The 20,454-nt window shown below is 53.9% G+C and carries 14 protein-coding genes; 5 read left to right on the forward strand and 9 right to left on the reverse strand.

The window, feature by feature from the left end:
• On the forward strand, positions 1-215 hold a 215-nt coding region (locus tag JOD55_RS00005; RefSeq protein ID WP_204397407.1), incomplete at its 5' end, for an inorganic diphosphatase.
• A 313-nt stretch (positions 216-528) separates the two neighbouring features.
• Here JOD55_RS00005 and JOD55_RS00010 read toward each other — a convergent pair.
• Positions 529-2,133, reverse strand: a complete 1,605-nt coding sequence (locus tag JOD55_RS00010; RefSeq protein WP_204397409.1) for an NlpC/P60 family protein — start codon at positions 2,131-2,133, stop codon at positions 529-531.
• A 535-nt stretch (positions 2,134-2,668) separates the two neighbouring features.
• Between JOD55_RS00010 and JOD55_RS00015 the strand changes: the two genes are divergently transcribed.
• Positions 2,669-3,706 carry an alpha/beta fold hydrolase gene (locus JOD55_RS00015; protein ID WP_204397411.1) on the forward strand — a complete coding sequence of 346 codons (1,038 nt, stop codon included), beginning with the start codon at positions 2,669-2,671 and terminating at the stop codon, positions 3,704-3,706.
• Positions 3,707-3,726: 20 nt separating this feature from the next.
• Here JOD55_RS00015 and JOD55_RS00020 read toward each other — a convergent pair whose 3' ends face one another.
• The 6 genes from JOD55_RS00020 to ppdK all read right to left on the reverse strand — a co-directional run bounded on the left by JOD55_RS00020 (position 3,727) and on the right by ppdK (position 13,759).
• The gene (locus JOD55_RS00020) at positions 3,727-6,768 is read right to left on the reverse strand and encodes an FAD-binding and (Fe-S)-binding domain-containing protein (protein ID WP_239538911.1); all 3,042 of its coding nucleotides are present in this window, start codon (positions 6,766-6,768) and stop codon (positions 3,727-3,729) included.
• Positions 6,769-7,085: 317 nt separating this feature from the next.
• The gene (locus tag JOD55_RS00025) at positions 7,086-7,436 is read right to left on the reverse strand and encodes a hypothetical protein (protein WP_204397413.1); all 351 of its coding nucleotides are present in this window, start codon (positions 7,434-7,436) and stop codon (positions 7,086-7,088) included.
• A 13-nt stretch (positions 7,437-7,449) separates the two neighbouring features.
• Complete coding sequence (gene feoB, locus JOD55_RS00030) at positions 7,450-9,729, reverse strand: ferrous iron transport protein B (RefSeq protein ID WP_239538912.1); 2,280 nt, start codon at positions 9,727-9,729, stop codon at positions 7,450-7,452.
• 149 nt (positions 9,730-9,878) lie between these two features.
• Complete coding sequence (locus JOD55_RS00035) at positions 9,879-10,124, reverse strand: FeoA family protein (RefSeq protein ID WP_239538913.1); 246 nt, start codon at positions 10,122-10,124, stop codon at positions 9,879-9,881.
• A 381-nt stretch (positions 10,125-10,505) separates the two neighbouring features.
• On the reverse strand, positions 10,506-10,739 hold the full coding sequence (locus JOD55_RS00040) for a CsbD family protein (protein WP_204397415.1): 234 nt from the start codon (positions 10,737-10,739) through the stop codon (positions 10,506-10,508).
• A gap of 272 nt (positions 10,740-11,011) precedes the next feature.
• On the reverse strand, positions 11,012-13,759 hold the full coding sequence (gene ppdK / locus JOD55_RS00045; RefSeq protein ID WP_204397417.1) for a pyruvate, phosphate dikinase: 2,748 nt from the start codon (positions 13,757-13,759) through the stop codon (positions 11,012-11,014).
• Positions 13,760-14,016: 257 nt separating this feature from the next.
• Here ppdK and JOD55_RS00050 point away from each other — a divergent pair, with 257 nt between their 5' ends.
• From JOD55_RS00050 to JOD55_RS00060, 3 genes are all read left to right on the forward strand, one after another.
• Positions 14,017-15,186 carry an MFS transporter gene (locus tag JOD55_RS00050; protein ID WP_204397419.1) on the forward strand — a complete coding sequence of 390 codons (1,170 nt, stop codon included), beginning with the start codon at positions 14,017-14,019 and terminating at the stop codon, positions 15,184-15,186.
• A gap of 200 nt (positions 15,187-15,386) precedes the next feature.
• Entirely contained in the window at positions 15,387-16,667 is a 1,281-nt protein-coding gene (locus JOD55_RS00055; protein WP_204397421.1) for a glycoside hydrolase family 1 protein, read from the forward strand.
• Positions 16,664-17,935, forward strand: coding sequence for an MFS transporter (locus tag JOD55_RS00060; protein ID WP_204397429.1), 1,272 nt, complete (start codon positions 16,664-16,666; stop codon positions 17,933-17,935). The genes JOD55_RS00055 and JOD55_RS00060 overlap by 4 nt, the downstream gene beginning before the upstream one ends.
• A 203-nt stretch (positions 17,936-18,138) precedes the next feature.
• Here JOD55_RS00060 and JOD55_RS00065 read toward each other — a convergent pair whose 3' ends face one another.
• Positions 18,139-19,374, reverse strand: coding sequence for a glycine C-acetyltransferase (locus JOD55_RS00065; protein WP_204397431.1), 1,236 nt, complete (start codon positions 19,372-19,374; stop codon positions 18,139-18,141).
• Between the two features lie 20 nt (positions 19,375-19,394).
• On the reverse strand, positions 19,395-20,423 hold the full coding sequence (tdh, locus tag JOD55_RS00070) for an L-threonine 3-dehydrogenase (protein ID WP_204397433.1): 1,029 nt from the start codon (positions 20,421-20,423) through the stop codon (positions 19,395-19,397).
• Positions 20,424-20,454: the final 31 nt, after the last annotated feature.

Here is a 20,454-nt window from a genome sequence, read left to right on the forward strand (position 1 = left end):
TTCCAGCTGGTGATCAGCGCGCTTCTTGGCGTACTGAGATTGATGATGTATCCGAATTCCACCGCCTGGAAATCCAACACTTCTTCGAAGTGTACAAGGATCTCGAGCCAGGTAAATCTGTAGATGGCGCCCACTGGGTTGGCCGAGAAGAAGCTGAAGCCGAAATTGTTCGTTCCTTTAAGCGAGCAGAAGAAACCGGGTATTACAATCACTGAGCTTAAGTGATATGAGCTGGGAGCGGGGTATCAACCTTTTGGTGTTGATACCCCGCTCGGCTTTTACGAGATACAACCCGCTCGATTATCCTCGCGCTGCTTAGGGCTACTAAGAGATACTTAGAAAGAGCTTAGAGACGTTTAGAAGAACTGTGCAATCAGCTCGTCGGTTATCGAGCATAGGACATTAATGAACTGCTCCCCGAAAGAAGAAACCAAATTAATCGGTTCAACTTTCAGGGAGCAGTTCAATCGTTTAACACCACTACGCCACACATCGCGATTTTGGCGAAGTTACCGAAACGGCGCTTGTTTAGAGCACACGCAGGTAGATTGGCCTACCCCAGATCGGAGCCTCAGAGGTGCCGCGTGATGGATCGTGCGCCGCGATATGACGACCATTTCCAGTGTAGATGCCCACGTGACCTGGCCAGTAGAGAATATCTCCTGGGCGAGCCTGGGAGGGCGACACTTCATATGCGCCGTATGCGGCAAAGATTCGCGCTGAGGAATGAGGAATCGAATATCCGAAATGCCGGAACACGAAGCTCACAAAGCCTGAACAATCCCAACCGTTAGGCGTGCTTCCACCCCAAACATAAGGCACACCGGAGAATTGGCGTGCGTAGCTGATGAGTGATGCACCAGTCGAGCCATCCGATGGCGGAGCGGCTGGACGCTGTGCTGCTGCTGCCGCAGCGGCAGCAGCAGTTGCGGCAGCAGCCGCAGCCGCTGCTTGTTCCTCGGCTCGCTTTTGCTCGGCTCTGCGAGCAGCTTCTTCGCGAGTACGCTGATTAGCAGCGTCTTGCGCAGCCTTTTCTGCAGCCGCCCGCTCCGCAGCAAGGCGCTGAGCCTCAGCACGCTGACGTGCCTCTTTTTCAGCTTGAGCAATGGCAGCGGCAGTTGCTGCTGCAGCATCTGCTTCTTTCTTCTTTTGCGCAGCGAAAGCGGCGGCCTCTTGTGCAGCCTTTTCTTTCAAAGCTTTCAAATCACCATCGGCGTTAGCAGCTTCTTTTGCGAGCTGAGCAGCCGAAGCGGCAGCCGACTGGGCAGCAGCTTCCGTTGCTTTGACGTTTGTGTTTGCCTGAGACAATGCAGCAGAAGCTTGTGCAGCAGCTTTCTTTCCAGATTTGCTGTTTGCTTCGGCGATAACCAAATTTGCAGCAGCTTGTGCTTTTGCCACACGAGTAGCTTCGAGCTGATCGAGACGCTCTCGCTCCAGTTCAACAGTTGTGCCACGCTGGCTTGCAAGTGCAACAACTAGCTCGGCTCGGCGTGAATTGGCCTGAGAAATCTGATCTTGAGCAGCTTTGATTGCTGCCTCAGTTTCATTTGCAGCAGCTTCTGCTTTCTCAGCAGCTTCACTTTGCTTGTCAGCTACTGAATCGGCTTTCTTTTGAAGAGTGGTAGCAATTTCTTCTAGAGCTTTGTAATGCCGCACGTTGTTATCAGCATTAGATGCAAGCGACTCAAATGCTTTGCTACGCGAAGTAGCGCTAGCCATATTGTCGGCACCAAAGAGATAGTGCGCGTTCGTTAGCTGACCAGCAGAATCCTGGTACATCGCCTGCGCAACGCTTCCCATGGCTTGCCGTGCTTTATCTAGCTCCGCCTTCGCCTGATTGGCTTTATCTTGTGCAATCACGGCCTGATCAATGGCCTGAAGCAGCGCCGATTCAGCTTCAATTTGAGCAGCTTTTTGCTTCGCTGCAGCAAGTTCAAGCTCATTGCTCTTCGCCGACAGCTTTGTTAATTCAAGCTCGATTCCTGCAATAGAGTTGGCAGTGCTATCTTGCTTCCCATGAGCAGCTTCGATATCGGAATCGTCAACCGGATCGGCGTACGAAACTGGAGCTATCGTGACTGTTAAGCCAACGACGCTCGCTGTTGCCAGCACGCGCTGAATTCCTCGTTTCACCGGCTTTTCCTCCACGTTCCCTGAGTCAATTAAGATTTTTCGACATTACACGATCGGGCGTGTCGCTCTTGACTTTCGCCAAATTACCCACTCGCACTTCTGAGGGTATACCAAAACTGTCAAAAATGAAACACTAGAAACATAATTCACTAAATTAGCATCAATCACTCAATTCACAAGTGTCACATTTTTTACAGGCACAACAAGATTAACATCATTCACAGTTGCAGCTCACAGCGTTGTTTTCCTAACATTTAGGCTTCGGTACGCGCCTCCCCTACTCATCACCAACTTTTGGGGCGATTCCGCAAACATCTCGATATATATCGAGAACATGCTCGATTCACACCAAAGTTTTGTGGCACCTTGTGATCACACCACCCCACACCTCTTCGCCACACACCTGCACCACCCACACCCATACGCCCACACCTCCCCGCCCACGCCGATGCACATCCGTCTCACCCACGCCCGCGCCACACCTCCACCTCCGCACCCACCTGCTATTTCCCCGCTCATCTGGCACAATGAACTTATGGAAGAATCAATTCAGTGGGCTGAGGATATGCTCGGCGCAGGCTTCACCTCCACGATCATCAATCTCGACCCCGTCGCTGGCACGCAGCAACGATGCGCGATCACTAAATATCTTCCCCAGCGCGATCCGCACCCTTTTACCCCAGCTCAACTCCCTATGAGCACCCCACAAAAAGAGTTCATCCTGATCACAATTCACGGCTGGAATGATTATTTTTACCACAAGGAATTCTCCCGTTTCATCGGCGCTATAGGCGGCCATCTATACGCTCTTGACCTGCGCCGTTACGGCAGATCGCACCAACCTGGTGAACCCTGGGGCTACACCGATTCGCTCGCCGTTTACGACGAAGAAATTCAGCAGGCCATCACAATTGCCCGCTCCGAGCACCCTGGCTGCCCCGTCATCATGTACGGCCACTCTACCGGCGGCCTCACCGTCTCTCTCTGGGCAGATCGCCACCCTAACAGCTTCGACGGTCTCATCCTCAATTCGCCATGGCTATACACCGATTTGTCCGGCGTGAAGATGCGCGTCCTCAAGCCAATCGCCAAATTAATGGCCAAAATCAAGCCGCTCCATATTTTTAAAACGCACGACGACGGCTTCTACCAGAAAATCCTTAGCGGCCAACACGCTCTCAGCGCCGACGACGATCCCAACGATCCGTTCTTCACAACCGGTTGGGAAGCCGACCCACGTCTGCGCCACTTTCCCACCTTCCCTGTCCGAGCCGGCTGGATCAACACAGTACTTGCTGGTCAGAAACGTATCGCGCAAGGACTCAATATCCAGCAGCCTATCTTGGCTCTCACATCGAGCCGATCCTTGATCACCACCTCATGGTCACCGGAAGTACTCGAGGTAGACAACGTGCTCGACCTCGAGCACACCTGGCCATTGATCGAAAACTTAGGCAATGACGTCACGCTTTGCAAAATCGACAAGGGAATTCACGACGTCGTATTCTCACGCGGCAGCGCCCGCACGCAAGCTTACCTCGCAATTACGCAGTGGATTCACGACAAGCTCTGAACCTCGAGCTTGCCCAACCACTAGTCAGCACGCCTGCGCACGTCTTTGCCTCGCAAGAGCAGCTCCGCCAGATGCACGCCGTTCGCACCCGCGAGCTGCTGCGCCTGCGTACGACACGAGAAACCATCAGCTAGGAAGACGGCATCCTTCCGCGCCGCCCGCAACTTTGGCAAAAGCGAATTTTCAGCAATTTTCGCCGAAATTTCGTAATGCCCCTGCTCCATACCGAAATTGCCAGCGAGTCCGCAGCAGCCGCTCAGTATCGTGAGCTCAGCGCCACAGTCACGCAATAGCTTGGCGTCGGCCGCCCAACCCATCACCGAATAATGGTGGCAATGCGGCTGCGCCACAACTTCCACACCCCGCAAATCCGGCAATTTCTCCTGCTCACCAATCCCATAGTCCACATGTGTTAACAGCTCAGCTAATGTGAAAGTCATGGCAGAAACGAGACCTGCGCGGGCGTCGTCGGGCAATAAATCGAGCACGTCGTCGCGCAAAACTGCTGTACACGATGGCTCCACGCCCACAATCGGAATCCCACTGGCGGCAAACGGTGCCAGCACTTCCAACAACATGTACAATTTCTTCTTCGCAGTACCCAGCTGACCAGTGGTAATCCACGTCAGGCCGCAACAAAGGTCGCGCGGCGGAATGAGCACCGTGTACCCCATACGCTGCAAGAGCCGCACTTGCGCTTGCGCACCACGCGTGTCGAGCGTTTCGGAGAACGAATCCGCCCAAAGCATCACATATTTCGCATTTTCTTGAGGTACGACGCCGGTGTGAGCCATTCGCCCAAACTCACCCACATGTGTACCTGAGTCGATAAGCTTGCTGGCGATAGTCGAAAATCGCGTGGCGGCAAATCCTGGCATAGACCGCCTAGCGTCAATTCCGACCACGGTAAATGCGGCTTTCTTGATGAAACCAATGCTCATGAGTTTATTTGCGAGGCGCGACGCCCCAGGAATTGAGGTGGCCAGACGCGCAAGAGTCGGCAAATTTCCCAGCACATAGTGGGTGCGTGGGCGAATTTTCCTCCGATAACGTCTAAAGAGCACCTCAGAGCGATAGCGCGCCATATCGACGCCAGTCGGGCAATCCGCTGAGCAGGCTTTGCATGCGAGACACAGGTCAAGCGCTCCGGCCACTGCGGAGTCGGCGAACCCGGTAACTAACGTACCGTTGGCTACCTCTTGCAAAACTCGCATTCTACCTCGGGTAGCGTCTTTTTCTTCGCGGGTTGCCAGATACGACGGACACATGAAAAAGCCGGCGGCAGTGCGATCTGCCCGGCAATTTCCCACACCAGTGCAGCGGTGAAGGGCGTTCGTGAAGTTGCCGGCATCGTCGTGAAAATGGAAACCGCCAGCATAATCCATCTTATGAGCAGCCGGGCGGCGCAAATTCTTATCAAAAGGAACCGGATCAACCAACACGCCCGGATTCAAGAAATTCTCTGGATCAAAAATCCCTTTTACCTGCGAAAACAATTCCACCGAATGCGGGTCAAACATGCGGGGAAGTAACTCCGATCGTGCCCGCCCGTCGCCGTGCTCCCCAGAAAGCGAGCCACCAAAGCGCGCCACCAGATCAGCCGCTTCCTCCATAAAACCGCGAAATACCTGCACACCGCTTTGCTCATCGAGCGGAAAATCGATTCGCACATGCATGCAGCCGTCGCCAAAATGCCCATACATCAAGCCCGAGAGCTGGTAAGACTCCATGAGCGCCTGCAGTTGGCGCAAATACTCCCCCAGGTGTTCGGGAGGTACGGCGCTGTCCTCCCAGCCTGGCCAGGCTTGAGAACCACTGGGTGTGCACCCACCTAATCCTGCCCCATCTGCCCGAATTCTCCACAGCTCAGAGGCCTGGGCGCCAGCAGGCAGAATACGAACCGCATCCGTGCCAGCATCTGCGGCGAGAGCTGCAGCACGCGCGGGAACTGCAGCGGCGTCGTCACCCTCCTCGGCCCCTACCTCGATAAGCAACCACCCACCACCTGCTGGCAAATCAGGAACACTCCCTTTTGCACGGCGGACGACGTCCACGAGCTGCGCGTCGATGCCTTCAATCGCCAAGGGCTTATGTTTGAGCAGGTCTGGCACGTGATCGGCCGCAGTGGGCATGTCAGGGTACCCCAAAACCACCAGCATTGGCGCTTGGGCGAGAGGCACGAGCCGAAGGCGCGCTTTGAGGATCGTAACAAGCGTACCCTCACTTCCTACCAGCATTTTTGCAAGATTTTCACCATTTTCTGGCAGCAGATGCTCAAGAGAATACCCCGAGACTTGCCGCGAAAACTGCCCAAAGTTGTGCCGGATATGAGCGAGATTCTCAGAAATGAGGGTTTTAAGCTCAGGGCTCGCGTCTAGACCACGTTCAGAAGCAGTGAATTCGCGCCCCTGCCCGTCAATGCAATCGAGTTCCACCACGTTATCTGCAGTTCTGCCCCAGGCCACGGCATGAGGACCACAGGCGTTATTTCCAATCATTCCGCCCATTGTTGCACGATTTTGGGTGGACGGATCGGGGCCAAAGCGCAGGCCATATTTCGCCGCTTCCCGTTGCAGATCACTCATGACGACGCCGGGCTCAACGAGCGCAGTGCGGGTTGCAGGGTCTATTTCCACGATGCGATTCATATGCCGCGAAAAATCGATCACTGCACCTGCCCCGATTGAGTTACCGGCTACCGAGGTGCCACCGCCACGCGAAGTAATAGGAATTTGATACTTGCGGCAGATACGTAAAGTAGAGACGACGTCGTCACGCGAGCGCGGAAACACCACGAACGCAGGAGGAACTCGGTAATTTGAGGCGTCGGTGGAGTACTGGGCTTGGGCGAGCACCGAAGAATCGACGCTTCCAGTAATTGCTGCATTAATTTCGGTGATGGCGCTCTGTACTGCTTGAACGTCGTGTGGGGCGACGACGGATTGCTGGTGCCCGATAACGCGCTGGTGCCCAGGCACGTCACGTTGGCGCCCTGTGCCGCGTAGATACCCAGCGTCGTCGTGGCTCATAGCCTTGCCCTGTGCGTGCTGATTCTCATGCATCCGGCGCCCACTCCTCCTAGCAGCCCACCCACTGTGACTTATTACTATTGTGCATTCATTTGTGGGTTCATGGGCAGTGATGCCATATTGTGGGCTCGAGCGGATTAGATTCTTGGTGCAGAACTAGTGCCAGGCTAATAGCCAAAACTGGACTATCTAGCTTCGATCATTTCAGCACCGAAGCAACACATGCCATCGAAGAAAGGCGCAATGAGCCTGTCGCTGAATCCTACGCAGAAAGATCATCCTCTAGCGTACTCGATCTTTATTACTCTGTTTTATTCACTTACACAAGCTTCTGACATAAGCAGCAAATACTACCCGAGATTTTTCGGCAGTTTCAGCGGGCAGCCCGCACATGCGATCTGCGCCTGCATCGACAGTGCCTCGCCCGAGCTACTGCATGCGCCCAGACCCGACGAACACAAAGACGCCGCCGACCGCGCCATACCAATCCGCTCAAAATGCTCAAGCATAACTTTCACGAATACTTCGGACGTGCCCGTCTGCATCGCAACTTGATGCACGGTTTTCCCCTCACGCAACAGCGAAAGCACGCGATCCGAGGCGTGGGTGGAAGCACCAGAGAGCGCAGCCATGCCCTCCGGCACAGGCGAACCCGCCCGACCGTCGTCTTTCCCTCGCCAGGGCAAACGAAAACCAGCCATCACGTCAATCTACTCAACCGAGGAAAAGCTTTCCGATTTGGAACACTCCCACAGCCAGCAGCCATGCCACCACGAGCTGCACTCCTACCGCAATAGACGTGAGCTTGCCGCCGATGAGTCGAACCTGCTCACCCACGGTCGCCATACACGGCGTGTACGTGAGCACGAAAACCAAGAACGCTAGGGCTGCGAGCTGCTCAAGTCCAGCTCCCGCCGTCTGTTTGAACGTCTCGCCAAGGAGATTCGGTAAGACGCCGAGATCGTCGCCGTTGTCTTCTGCATCACCAGCAGCTTCGGCGTCCATATTGTACGAAACAACAATCGACGAAACCACAGTTTCTTTCGCCACGAAGCCAGTCATCAAAGCGCCGGTCATATGCCAATCGCCGAAACCTGCCGGCGCAAATACTGGCTCGAGTCCGCGGGCAACCAAACCGTAGGCGGATTCAGACATCGGCAACTCAGGATCAGCAAAACCATGCTCGCCCGAACTACTCGTTGGAATCGCGCCAAGCAGCCACACCAGCATCGCCATCGTGACGATAATCTTCCCTGCTCCACGCACGAACGTGAAGGTGCGCTGCACGGAAATTTTCCCGAGCACGAGCACTCGTGGCAGCTGGAACGACGGCAAGATCAGCATCAACGGCGCCTGCGATTCGCTGCGAGTAAAGAAGAATTTCAGCACCCACGCGGCCAGCACCACCATAGTCACCGACAGCACGTACATCACAAACACAACCGTGCCCGTATTATTGGGGAAGAAAATCTTGGCGATCATCAGGTAAATGGTTAAACGCGCGGAACACGAGGTATAAGGCGTGATAATTGCGGTGATCAGGCGGTGGCGCGCCGAGGGCAGTGACCTTGCCGCAGCAAGTGAGGGCAAGTTACAACCAAATCCCATGATCAGCGGTAGCACCACGCGCCCGTCAAGACCGATCTTGCGCATGAGCCGGTCGGCGAGGAATGCCGCGCGCGCCATATATCCTGAATCTTCAAGCACAGAGATCGCCACGAAGATCACGAACATCAGCGGCACAAAGGATGCCACCACGCCGAGTCCAGTCGCCAGACCATTTACCAGCAAAGACTGTACCCACGTGCCGTCCAGACTCAGTTGCGTCAGGACCCACACCACGCCGTTGGCCAGGGAAATTTCGCCGTCGTCGGTACTAGAGAACCAGCCGTCAAACATATCTTGCAGCGGCGAAACCCATTCTCCCGCAAGGTGGAAAAGAGTCCACATCAGGCCGAAAAAGACGGCGGTACCGAAGAATGGATTGAGCAAGATCCTATCGGCTTGGTCTGATCGCGAAAGTTTCGTCGGATCTTCCCGGTGCTTCAAGACGGCGGATTCCACCTTGTCTACCCACGCGAACAGGGTTTTCGCGCGTTCAAGTTGGGCTTCTGATTCGTCAGCGTTAAGTAGGGCCGCGGTTTCGTCGTTGAGTTTTAGCGACGACGCCGGTGCATGTCCGCATCCACACGCGTTACGTGTGCCTTCTTTTGCGCAGTCTTCTCCAGGCACGAGCTCGTTGGCACACCCACACAGTGTTTGGGCGAGGAGATTGCGTTCGTCGATCGTGACGCTGCCACAGCAATTGCGCGGAGTTTTACATTGGGCATGCCCATGCTGAGCTGCTTCTTCACAGTAACCTGGCGCTTCAGGATCAGGCTGCAAACCGCGAATATACGACGGCGCTTCCAATGCATTACGCACGAATTCGTCTAATACCGGATAGAGTTTGGGTTTGCGCGCATCAAAGATCATCACCGGAATACCCAGTTCTTTCGAGAGCGCCGAGGGATCGATTTCGACGCCGTGGTGTTGCGCCACGTCCGCGAGGGAAATTAGCGCAGCAACAGGATGCCCCGTTTGGGCGATCTGACCAAGCAGGTAGAGCGACCGCGTCAGTGAACTACCATCGAGGATTGCCAATACGAGATCGGTGTGATGCCCCTGGCTAGGATCGGTGAGGGTGCCTGGGCGTCCAGCGATCGTTTCTTCCACTACTTCTTCGTCGGGACTCGTGGGGATGAGTGAGTAAGTGCCCGGCAGATCAAGGATGCGCACGCCAAGGGTGCGCCACTTGCCGGCCATTACTTCTACTGTGGTGCCAGGAGCGTTGATCATCGCTTGATGAGCGCCAGTTACACCATTGAACAAGGTTGATTTTCCAACGTTGGTGTTGCCCACCAAGAGTACCGTTTGTGTCTCTTTGGAGATTTTTGTAGCGTCTCCGCCAAGGTTGTTGTACGGCTGCGATTTCAGATTAACTTGGCTGCTCAAGGTGTTACTTTCTACTGCTTTAGTACTCAACGGATGAATTAGCTCGTGGCGGTTTTTGCGTTTTCCGCATTACCTGCCCGCGTGGGAGCGTTTGGTGTGCGCCACTTCTCGAATATTGCGGGGTTTTAATGCTCGAATCCCTCAACGGTTCATTCGACGATCTGCGCCTCAATACGCTTTGCCCATTTGTGGTCTACTGCAATGCGCGACCCAGCGATATTCACAATCAGACCACCGAATGCGGCTTTTTGCATAATCACTGCTTCGGCTCCTACGCGCACTCCAAGTTCTTGCATCCGGAGCACATTTTGGCGCGGCAAAGGAACGCTTGTTAAGCGAATCGGTACCCGGAGCGGGCAGTCCTTGAGAATCATTGGGAAGTCTTTCTCAATCATAGTGTCAGTTATCGTGCCGAAATATGCGAGTGCACTGCACGGATTGGTGGCACTCAATTCAACATATTGAAAAGGCGCTGCACAAAAGTGTTCTTCGAGGTTCTTTCTGATGGCGATTAACCACCAAGGGAAGCTCACAAAGGCACAGCACCTTTCACTTCTCCATTTAGGTTACCCTTACCAAAGCGAATTAGGAAAGCCAAAAGTCCCTTAATTCTTCCAATTTCCTACAAATACTGCGATACGCAGGTAAAATGCGGGCAGATTGGAAGAACTCCAATCTGCCCGCAAGACGATCAAGCACATGCACAGTTCAGCATTTCAGCAAGAACCGGCATCGACGGTTCGTAGAGTGCATGCAGAACTAGCAACTAAACCAGTTCACTTATCTTTCTTCATGGAATCGCCAATTCTTTCAGCAGCTTCTTTCACATATTCCACTGCCCCTTCAGCCTTTTCAGAGACCTTATTAGCAACTTCCTTCAGCTTGCTTTCGTCTTTCTGTACTCGGCCTTCTGCCTCAAGCTCCGGATTATCTGTTGCTCCTCCAACAAATTCCTTTGCTGCTCCGCCGAGTTCATTAGCTTTATTCTTTGCAGTCTCTTCGATACCCATTGGGAACCCCTTTCCATTGGAAACACCACAACCAAATGAGTTAGGTGCCTTGTACTTAAGTATCCTCGCCTCACTAAGCAGGAAATAACCGCTGTACACCAATAGCCCAATATTAAGCTCGCAGTGAATGCCACTGGCACATAGCAGCTAAATATAGCTAGCACACAAAAGCGGGTGGATGCCCCCATATCAGGGCATCCACCCGCAAGCAGCCATCACCTAGCCACTCATATTGATAGCGCTAGATTTTGCACCGCAATCTCAAGCGATTATCACGCTGTGGTAGCGCGCTGTGCTCCGCGCTCGATTGCCGCTGGCGACTCATTCGAAATCGCTGCGCGACCAGCTTCGAGACGAGCAACTGGCACACGGAATGGCGAACAAGAAACGTAGTCCAACCCGATCTCGTGGAAGAAGTGGATCGATACTGGATCGCCACCATGCTCACCACAAACACCGAGGTGAAGATCTGGGTTAGCAGCGCGTCCACGCTTTGCACCCATCTTCACCACGGAACCAACTCCGCGCCAATCGATCGACTCGAATGGCGAATCTCCGAATACGCCGTAATCGAAGTACTCGTTGAAGAACGCCGCCTCGACGTCGTCGCGAGAGAAGCCCCACGTCGTCTGGGTAAGATCGTTCGTGCCGAACGAGAAGAAGTCCGACTCAACTGCGATGCGGCCAGCGGTCACAGCTGCACGTGGAAGCTCGATCATATTGCCGATTGGCAGCTCCAGCTCCACGCCGAACTCTTCGGAAACTTCCTTGATGATCTCCAAGGCCATATCGCGAACGATCTGCATTTCACGAACAGAACCAATAAGCGGAACCATGATCTCTGGGCGAGGATCCTTACCCTGCTTCTTCAATTCAGCACATGCCTCAGCGATTGCACGAACCTGCAGCTTGATCAAGCCAGGAAGCTTCAGACCAAGGCGCACACCACGCAAACCGAGCATTGGGTTCTGCTCATGGTTGGCCTTCACTGCAGCGAGCAGCTTCTTCTCAGCCTCAGTAACTTCTTCACCCTTAGCTTCCTTAACAGCAAGCTCAACGGAAAGCTCGGTGAGATCTGGCAGGAACTCATGCAGTGGCGGATCGATCAGGCGCACCGTAACCGAAAGGCCGTCCATCGCATCGAAAATGCCGATGAAATCGCCCTTTTGAAGTGGCATAAGCGCATCGAAAGCAGCCTGCTGCTCATCTTCAGTCTCGGCGAGAATCACAGATTCGATGAGCTTGCGGCGATCACCGAGGAACATGTGCTCAGTACGGCACAGGCCAATACCCTCAGCGCCGAATTCGCGAGCGCGCTGAGCGTCCTCTGGGTTGTCGGCGTTAGCGCGAACCACCAAGCGACGCTTCTCATCTGCGTGCGAAAGAATGTGATCAACAGCGGTGACGAGTTCCTTCGTGTCCTCATCTGGAGAAGCAGCCAAACCAGCCTCAAGACCCTTCGAAATATAGGTCATTACTGGCGAATCAGTAACTGGAACTTCACCTTCGAAAATCTCACCCGAGGTACCGTCGATAGCGATCACATCGCCAGCCTTGTAGGTAGCATCTTGAGACTTCACGTAAACGGTGCCAGCTGCTTCATCAACCAAAAGGTCTTCGGCGCCGACAACGCAGCAGCGACCCATTCCGCGCGCCACCACAGCAGCGTGGGAAGTCTTACCACCACGAGCGGTAAGAACGCCCGAAGCCACAACCATACCCTGCAAATCATCTGGGTTGGTTTCGCGACGAACCAAGATCACCGAAGCGCCAGCTTGGGTGCGAGCAACAGCCTGCTCGTTGTTGAGCACGATCTCGCCCACTGCAGCGCCAGGAGAAGCCGGCATACCCTTAGAAATAACTTTCTTTGGTGCAGACTTGTCGAACTGTGGGAACAGCAGCGAGGTGAGCTGATCACCGGTAACGCGGGTGACCGCTTCGTCGTGCGTAATGAGACGCTCGTTCACGAGCTGCTCAGCGATACGGAACGCAGCCGAAGCTGTGCGCTTTCCAACGCGGGTTTGCAGCATCCACAGCTTGCCACTTTGAATCGTGAACTCAATATCGCACATATCGCGGTAGTGAGTCTCGAGCTTGGTCATGATTTCGCGAAGCTCATCGTAAGACGTCTTATCAAGCTTCTCAAGATCCGCGAGCGAAAGCGTGTTGCGGATACCTGCAACGACGTCCTCACCTTGTGCGTTCTCAAGGTAATCGCCGTAAACGCCGGAGTGGCCGGTAGATGGGTCACGAGTGAAGCACACACCGGTACCTGAACCCTCGCCCATGTTTCCGAATACCATGGTCTGCACGTTCACTGCAGTTCCGAGGTTGTTTGGAATGTGCTCACGACGACGGTAAATGCGGGCACGATCGGTGTTCCACGAGCGGAACACAGCCTCAACGGCCATATCGAGCTGGAAGCGTGGATCTTGTGGGAAATCCTGGCCGGTTTCTTTCTTTACGATTTCTTTGTATTCCACAACGAGTTCTTTAAGATCCTCGGTGGTCATATCAAGGTCACCCTTGTAGCCCTTACGTGCCTGCAGGCCATGCAGAGCATCGGAGAAAAGATCGCCCTCGATATCCATAACTGTCTTGCCGAACATCTGGATGAGACGACGGTAGGAATCCCACGCAAAACGCTCATTTCCAGACTTTTCTGCCAAACCTTGCACAGACTCATCGTTCAAACCGATGTTCAAAACGGTTTCCATCATGCCTGGCATCGAGAACTTCGCGCCAGAACGAACCGACATCAACAAAGGATCAGCCGCATCGCCTAGCTTCTTGCCCATCGTCTGCTCAACGCTACGAATCGCAGCGGTCACCTCAACATCCAGTGTTTCTGGAACGTTCCCCTGACTCAGGTATGCACGGCAAGCTTCAGTTGTGATGGTAAATCCGGGAGGAACTGGCAGACCAAGGTTGGTCATTTCCGCAAGGTTCGCACCCTTACCACCGAGCAGATCCTTCTGATCTTTATCTCCCTCGGTGAAGTTATATACATACTTCGTCATTTATTTCCCTCCGTTGGGGCTGTTTCTATCGCAGCTGGTCATCGCCGCTTTCTTCAGTTGCCGAAATATTCGGTCCGCGATACATATTACCTCACCCGCGATTTTATAGGGTAACCGAGCCGTTTATTCGAGTTGGAACAATTGTGCTTCTTCATGAAACAATGTAGTTAAATTTTCATTATTTCAGTCTTAGCGCACAATGACGCCCCGATCGTAGCGGTTTCCCATCCGTTCAGCACAGCACTTAAGGACTCACCATGACGCTCTTGCTCGCCGTCATCTACGCAGCTTTCGTTTCACTCGGACTTCCCGACGCCGTCGTCGGAGCCTCGTGGCCCTCACTTGCGTCTTCACTCCATGTCGATCCCGCCGGTGCAGGAGTCGTCTCCATGATCGTATGTATCGGCACGATCACAGCCTCTTTTGCGTCAGCCGCTCTCATTGCGCGTTTCGGTACCGTAAAAATCTCTATCACCTCGGTGGCACTGACGGCGGTGACCCTCCTCGGTTACGCGCTTGCGCCGTCTTTCCTCTGGCTATGCATTTTCGCTCTCCCGCTCGGATTGGGTGCCGGCGCCATCGATGCTGCTATTAACGCTTTTGTATCGCTCAACTATTCGACGCGACACAACAATTGGCTCCACGCTTTTTGGGGCGTCGGTGCCTCACTTGGCCCGCTCATCGTGGGATTTTGGCTCAACTGGCGCGGCCAATGGCGTCCTGCTTACGTCACCGTGGCGCTATTGCAGTTCGCGCTGATGTTTTTACTCATCGCTTCTCGCAAGTTGTGGGCGAGCACGGAGCGTTCGAGTACTGCAGATGATTTTTCGCACGACGACGCCGCAGCCCAGCTCACGCCGTGGTACCGGCTGCCACATATCGCACCGATTTTATGCGGATTCTTCTTTTACTGCGCAGTCGAATTGACCACTGGCCTGTGGGGTGCCACTTTCTTAGTGAGCTATCACGGCGTGACGCCCTCGCTCGCTGCCGCAGGATCAGCCGGCTTCTATATCGGGATTACCGGCGGACGTTTCATTGCCGGTTTTGCCGCTAAAAAACTTTCCAACCTCGCACTTTTACGAGTTGGATCGGTGATCATGGCGATTGGGGCTGTGATTTCGTTATTTTCACCCCTGGCTTTGGGCGCAGTGGCAGGGTTCATCATGATCGGTTTAGGTTGCGCGCCAATTTACCCAGTGATTCTCAAAGAGACTGCACGCCGGCTCGGCGCAGCCAATACACAGCGTGCGATGGGTTTGCAGATGGGATTCGCTTACACAGGGCAGCTTTTGATGCCACCAGCGGTGGGCTATCTCATGACGCGCATCGACCCCGTGTTGATGCCAATTTTCGCACTGCTCGGCACCCTTGCAATGATCGGGTGTCACGAGTACGTAGAAAAAACCGTGCGCGAGAAAAAATAGCAGATAAGCGATTGTCGTATCGATCAAACGTCGTACGGAAAACTCACGGATCGAAGCAACCGGATCAATACAGTATCCATTGTAACATCGCGGTTTCTCGGTAAAAATCCACGTCATAAGCCAATAGTATGAGTAGCACTCCGCAATTTCCAATACGGAAAGTATCACATTAACGAGAAATATGCTCTACACTTGAATGCATGGAAACAATGGCGTTGACATTCAAGATTGGTACAGCTTCTGCAGCCGTCCAAATTGAAGGTGATTTACCGCAAACAAATTGGCACACGTGGGCTGAAAAGCCCGGAAATATCAAAGATGGAACCACCCCAGAACCAGCAACCGGCCACTGGCGACGCTGGCGAGAAGACAACGCGCTCATGCAGGAATTGCACCTGCAAATCGCGCGCATTTCACTCGACTGGACCCGCATCGAACCGCAGCGCGGCAAGTGGGATGAAACCGCCGTCGCCCGATACCGCGAAGAACTCGTTGACCTCAAAAAACGCGGAATAGAACCCCTCGTGACCCTCCACCATTTTAGCCACCCACAGTGGTTCGAGGACATGGGCGGATTCGCTAAGGAACAGAACATCTGCCTGTTCATACGCTTTGTAAATAAAATCGTGGAGAATTTTGGCGATCTGGTCAGCGACTGGAACACTATTAACGAACCCAACGTATTTTCCACCCAGTCGTTCCTCTACAACGAGACTCCTCCAGGCGGAAAGAGCGTGCGAAAAGCCCTCGTGACCATGCGCAACTTCGCAATCGCACACATTCGCGCATACAAACTTATCCATCGCAAACTCGACTCACCTGGCCGCACCATCAATGTAGCAATCGCACACCATATCCGCGGATTCACACCGCTCAACCCAAAGAATCCCATGCATCGAGCTTTCGCGAAAATAGACGACTACCTCTACAACCGTCTGATCGAAAACGCGTGCTACAACGGAACTTTCCACCCGCTCTTGGGACGGCCGCCACGCGACATTCAACGCGGACACTACTGCGACGTCGTCGCCATCAACTACTACACCCGCTCCACGGTACACGGGTTGAGCGACGGAGTATTTCCCGGAGCCGCCGTCAACGATCTTGGCTGGGAAATCTATCCGCAAGGAATCGTTGAATGTGCCCGTGAACTCTACGAACGCCACCATCTGCCCATTTGGATCACCGAAAACGGCACCGCAGACAACGGCAGCGAAACCGAACTAGAACGATTCCGCCCCAAATTCTTGCTGGAGCATTTCGCCGCCATGGCATCGAGTGGCCTGCCCTTTGAGCGGTACTACCACTGGTGTTTCGTAGACAATTGGGAGTGGTCGGAGGGGATGATTCCACACTTCGGCATCGTTCACCTCGATCCCGAAACTTTGGAGCGCACCCCCAAACCCTCGGCATACATGCTGCGCGACATCATAGACCAAGGAAAAATCAACGACGATATTTACCAAAGGTACGTAAAATGACCGAAATTATTTACGACGACGGTATCGAAACGAACCGCCGTCCAGACGTGAAAAAGAGCTGGGTGAGCGCATACGGGCTGCTCTACTTCGCAACCTGCGTCTCCTGGGCGGCACCAAGCCAGCTGCTTTTGGGAATGCAAATGCAGCAGCTGGATGCCTCAAACAAAGAAGCAATGCTGGGCATGCTCATGACCATTGGCGGAACTGTGCAGGTCATTGCCTCGATTTTCGCTGGAACACTCTCTGATCGCACCAAAACGCGCTGGGGGAAACGCCTGCCGTGGATACTCGTTGGCGGTTTTGGCGCCTGCGCTACCCTGTTCCTCATCTCATTTACCCCAAGTTATTGGGTAATGGTCTCGGCATGGGCTGCATTCCAGTTTTTCACCGTGCTCAGCACGAATAATATCCTCACACTCACTCCAGACACCGTCCCACAACGGCAATACGGCATGGTGTCGGGCGTGCTGGGCGCGACATTCACATTTGGCCTGGTCGGCGGCACGATCATCGCTGAGGCTTTCCCGCTTCAAACTGCATACCTGGTGGTAGTTGGCCTGTTTGTGGCAATACTCCTGACCTACACCCTCACCGGCACCTGGAAACATTCACGCGACGTTCATGCAGCTGAAGCCGAAGAACGCGCCCGTGCGGAAGCCGATAATCTAGCGAATAATATTGCAGCTATAACTCGTTCGATACACGACTATGTCGATTACCTGTGGGTTTTCGCTGCGCGCTTCGTTGTACATTTGGGAAACTATGTAGCGCTCTTCTTCTTGTACTACTACCTGCAAGATCAGATTAAACTCGACGATCCTGAAGGTGGGGTGCTAATTCTCACCGTTATCTACGCGGCGGTGACGATCCTCTCGGCAATCGTGGGTGGAAAATGGTCTGATCGAGTGCAAAAGCGCAAGATTTTCGTGGTGGCTTCGGCACTATTGGCTGGTGGCGCCGCAATCATGATGGCATTCGTGCACGCTTGGCCGATGGTCATCACGGCAGGGATAATTCTCGGTATCGGCTGGGGCACATTCACTTCGGTGGACCAAGCGCTCATCAACGAAGTTCTTCCTCACGCACAGACGCGAGCTCGAGATATGTCGATTATGACTCTGACTGTGGGCATCACAAATATGCTCGCAGGTATTTCAGCCACATTTGCTCTCAAAGCTTTCGGTGGATACCCCGGACTCTACATCTGTACCGGCATTATCACGGTGATTGGTGCATTGTTGGTGCTACCGGTCAAGCGCAGCCGCTAAGCAGTGGCAACTCAGGGTTTGGTGGCTAGCGGCGGATAAGTTATTCTCCGCTAGTGGTTGGTAACTCTTCCTCCGCTAGCCATCAAGTACTTCAGTTTCCGAGCACTTCAGCTCCCAAGTAGTTCAGAAGCCAAGTAGTTCAGAAGCCAAGTAGTTCAGAAGCCAAGTAGTTCAGAAGCCAAGTAGTTCAGAAGCCAAGTAGTTCAGTTTCCGAGCACTTCCCGGCGCGCATCCACAAAAGCGGCAATTGCCCGATCCAAATCCTCACGGGTCAATTTGGCATTGAGCTGCGTGCGGATGCGCGCTTTGCCCATTGGCACCACCGGATAGGAAAAAGCGCGCACATAGACGCCACGGGCGAGAATCGCATCCGCCATTTTCGCAGCTACCACGGCATCTCCGAACATCACCGGAACAATCGGGTGAGTGGACTGCGGAATCTCAAAGCCCTCTTCACCCATGCGCTTGCGGAAATACTCGGTGTTTTCTCGCAAACGTACGAGCAACTCAGAAGACCCTTTGAGTAGCTCAATCACTTTCAATGTAGCGCCGGTGATCGCAGGAGCAAGAGAGTTCGAGAACAGATATGGACGCGATTTTTGACGCAGCGTCGCTACAATTTCACGGCGCGCACACGTGTAGCCACCCGAGGCGCCACCGAGAGCTTTACCTAACGTACCAGTGAGAATATCGATTCGATCGCTCACGCCAAAATACTCAGGCGTACCTGCACCCGTTTCACCCATAAACCCAACCGCGTGAGAATCGTCCACCATCACGAGTGCACCATATTTTTCTGCCAAATCGCAGATTTCCGGCAGCGGTGCCAAGTAGCCATCCATGGAAAATACGCCGTCGGTGGCGATCACGGTAAAGCGAGCAGACGCCGTCGCCTCCTGTAATTTCTCCTCCAAATCAGCCATATCCCGATTTTTGTAACGGAACCGCGCCGCCTTAGATAAGCGCACGCCGTCGATAATTGAAGCATGGTTTAATTCGTCAGAGATAATTGCGTCCTCGGCGCCAAACAGGGTTTCGAATAGACCGCCGTTTGCATCGAAACAGGACGAATACAAGATCGTATCCCAAGCGTCGTCGGAAGCGCTGCTGGCAGCATCACGCGGGTGCAAAAACGACGTTAGTGCAGCTTCTAAAGCCGTATGCTGGGTCTGCGTGCCACAAATGAAACGCACGGAACTCATTCCAAAGCCCCACTCGTCCATGGCAGTTTTCGCTGCCCCGATGAGCTGGGGAGAATCGGCAAGACCGAGGTAGTTATTGGCGCAGAGATTGAGCACTTCACGGCCGTCCTCAACTCCAATATGCGCGGCTTGCGCGGTGGTGAGCGCCTCCTCGTTTTTATATAAGCCCTGTTCACGCAGAGCATTTAATTGTTCGTCGAGGAAAATACGCATCGGCTCAAAAGTGTGTGCACTCATCTTATGACCTCTTTTTCTTTCTAATTTTCCCAGTTCAGTACTACTTTTCCAGATTTTCCATTTGCGGCGATAGCGAAAGCTTCTTCGAAATCTGTGTACGGCAGGCGATCTGTGATCACGCCCGAGATATCAAGCCCGGAGCTCACCAGGGCAGACGCCGCGTACCACGTTTCAAATATGCGCCGTCCGGTTACGCCTTGGATCGTGAGCATATTGAAAATGACGGTGGTGAGGTCCAGCGAAACTTCCGCAATTGGGGTGCCCAGCAGCGCCATTCGACCGCCGTGCACCATATGATCGATCATCGACCGAATGGCCACTGGTGAGCCGGACATCTCGAGGCCCACATCGAAGCCCTCTTTGAGACCAAGCTTACCGAACACCTCTTTAAGCTGGGAGTTTCCTACATTGATGGTGTTTTTGATGCCGAGTTTCTTGGCAAGTTCGAGGCGTTCATCAGAAAGGTCGGAAAGCACCACGTTACGCGCGCCCTGGAACTGAGCCACCAGTGCCGCCATAATGCCAATCGGACCTGCTCCAGAGACAAGCACATCCTCCGCTAAGCAGGGAAATTGCAATGCCGTGTGGACTGCATTGCCGAATGGATCGAAAATCGCGGCGACGTCGAGGTCAATATCTTGCGGATGCACCCACACATTCGCGGCAGGAAACACAAAGTACTCGCTCATCGCTCCGTCGACGGCGTAGCCAATCCCTTTCGTATTAGCACACACTTCGCGCCGACCGGCCAAGCATGCACGGCAACGTTCGCACACATAATGTCCCTCACCGGAGACTATCTGCCCTGGTTCAAGACCCGTAACGAGTTCGCCCACTTCAACAATCCGCCCACAAAACTCATGGCCAATGATGCGCGGCGTCTGCACGGCCTTTTGCGCCCATGGATCCCACCGCTGGATATGCACGTCCGTGCCACAAATACCGGTGCGAAGCACTTGGACTTTGACGTCATTTGGCCCTACAACAGGCTCAGGAATATCGATAAGTTCCAGGCCTACCTGTGGCTTTGTTTTTACTAGGGCTTTCATATGAACTCCATGTTGTTGCGCTTCAGCTTGA

It is taken from the genome of Arcanobacterium pluranimalium, from assembly GCF_016907845.1.
GTDB lineage: Bacteria > Actinomycetota > Actinomycetes > Actinomycetales > Actinomycetaceae > Arcanobacterium_A > Arcanobacterium_A pluranimalium.

What these genes read in the sequence shown, in the direction of transcription:
- JOD55_RS00040 (WP_204397415.1), bottom strand. Translation starts at nt 10,739, where the DNA reads ATGGGTATCGAAGAGACTGCAAAGAATAAAGCTAATGAACTCGGCGGA.
- JOD55_RS00050 (WP_204397419.1), top strand. Translation starts at nt 14,017, where the DNA reads ATGACGCTCTTGCTCGCCGTCATCTACGCAGCTTTCGTTTCACTCGGA.
- JOD55_RS00025 (WP_204397413.1), bottom strand. Translation starts at nt 7,436, where the DNA reads ATGGCTGGTTTTCGTTTGCCCTGGCGAGGGAAAGACGACGGTCGGGCG.
- JOD55_RS00065 (WP_204397431.1), bottom strand. Translation starts at nt 19,374, where the DNA reads ATGAGTGCACACACTTTTGAGCCGATGCGTATTTTCCTCGACGAACAA.
- JOD55_RS00055 (WP_204397421.1), top strand. Translation starts at nt 15,387, where the DNA reads ATGGAAACAATGGCGTTGACATTCAAGATTGGTACAGCTTCTGCAGCC.
- JOD55_RS00020 (WP_239538911.1), bottom strand. Translation starts at nt 6,768, where the DNA reads ATGCATGAGAATCAGCACGCACAGGGCAAGGCTATGAGCCACGACGAC.
- JOD55_RS00060 (WP_204397429.1), top strand. Translation starts at nt 16,664, where the DNA reads ATGACCGAAATTATTTACGACGACGGTATCGAAACGAACCGCCGTCCA.
- JOD55_RS00015 (WP_204397411.1), top strand. Translation starts at nt 2,669, where the DNA reads ATGGAAGAATCAATTCAGTGGGCTGAGGATATGCTCGGCGCAGGCTTC.
- ppdK (WP_204397417.1), bottom strand. Translation starts at nt 13,759, where the DNA reads ATGACGAAGTATGTATATAACTTCACCGAGGGAGATAAAGATCAGAAG.
- JOD55_RS00035 (WP_239538913.1), bottom strand. Translation starts at nt 10,124, where the DNA reads ATGATTGAGAAAGACTTCCCAATGATTCTCAAGGACTGCCCGCTCCGG.
- tdh (WP_204397433.1), bottom strand. Translation starts at nt 20,423, where the DNA reads ATGAAAGCCCTAGTAAAAACAAAGCCACAGGTAGGCCTGGAACTTATC.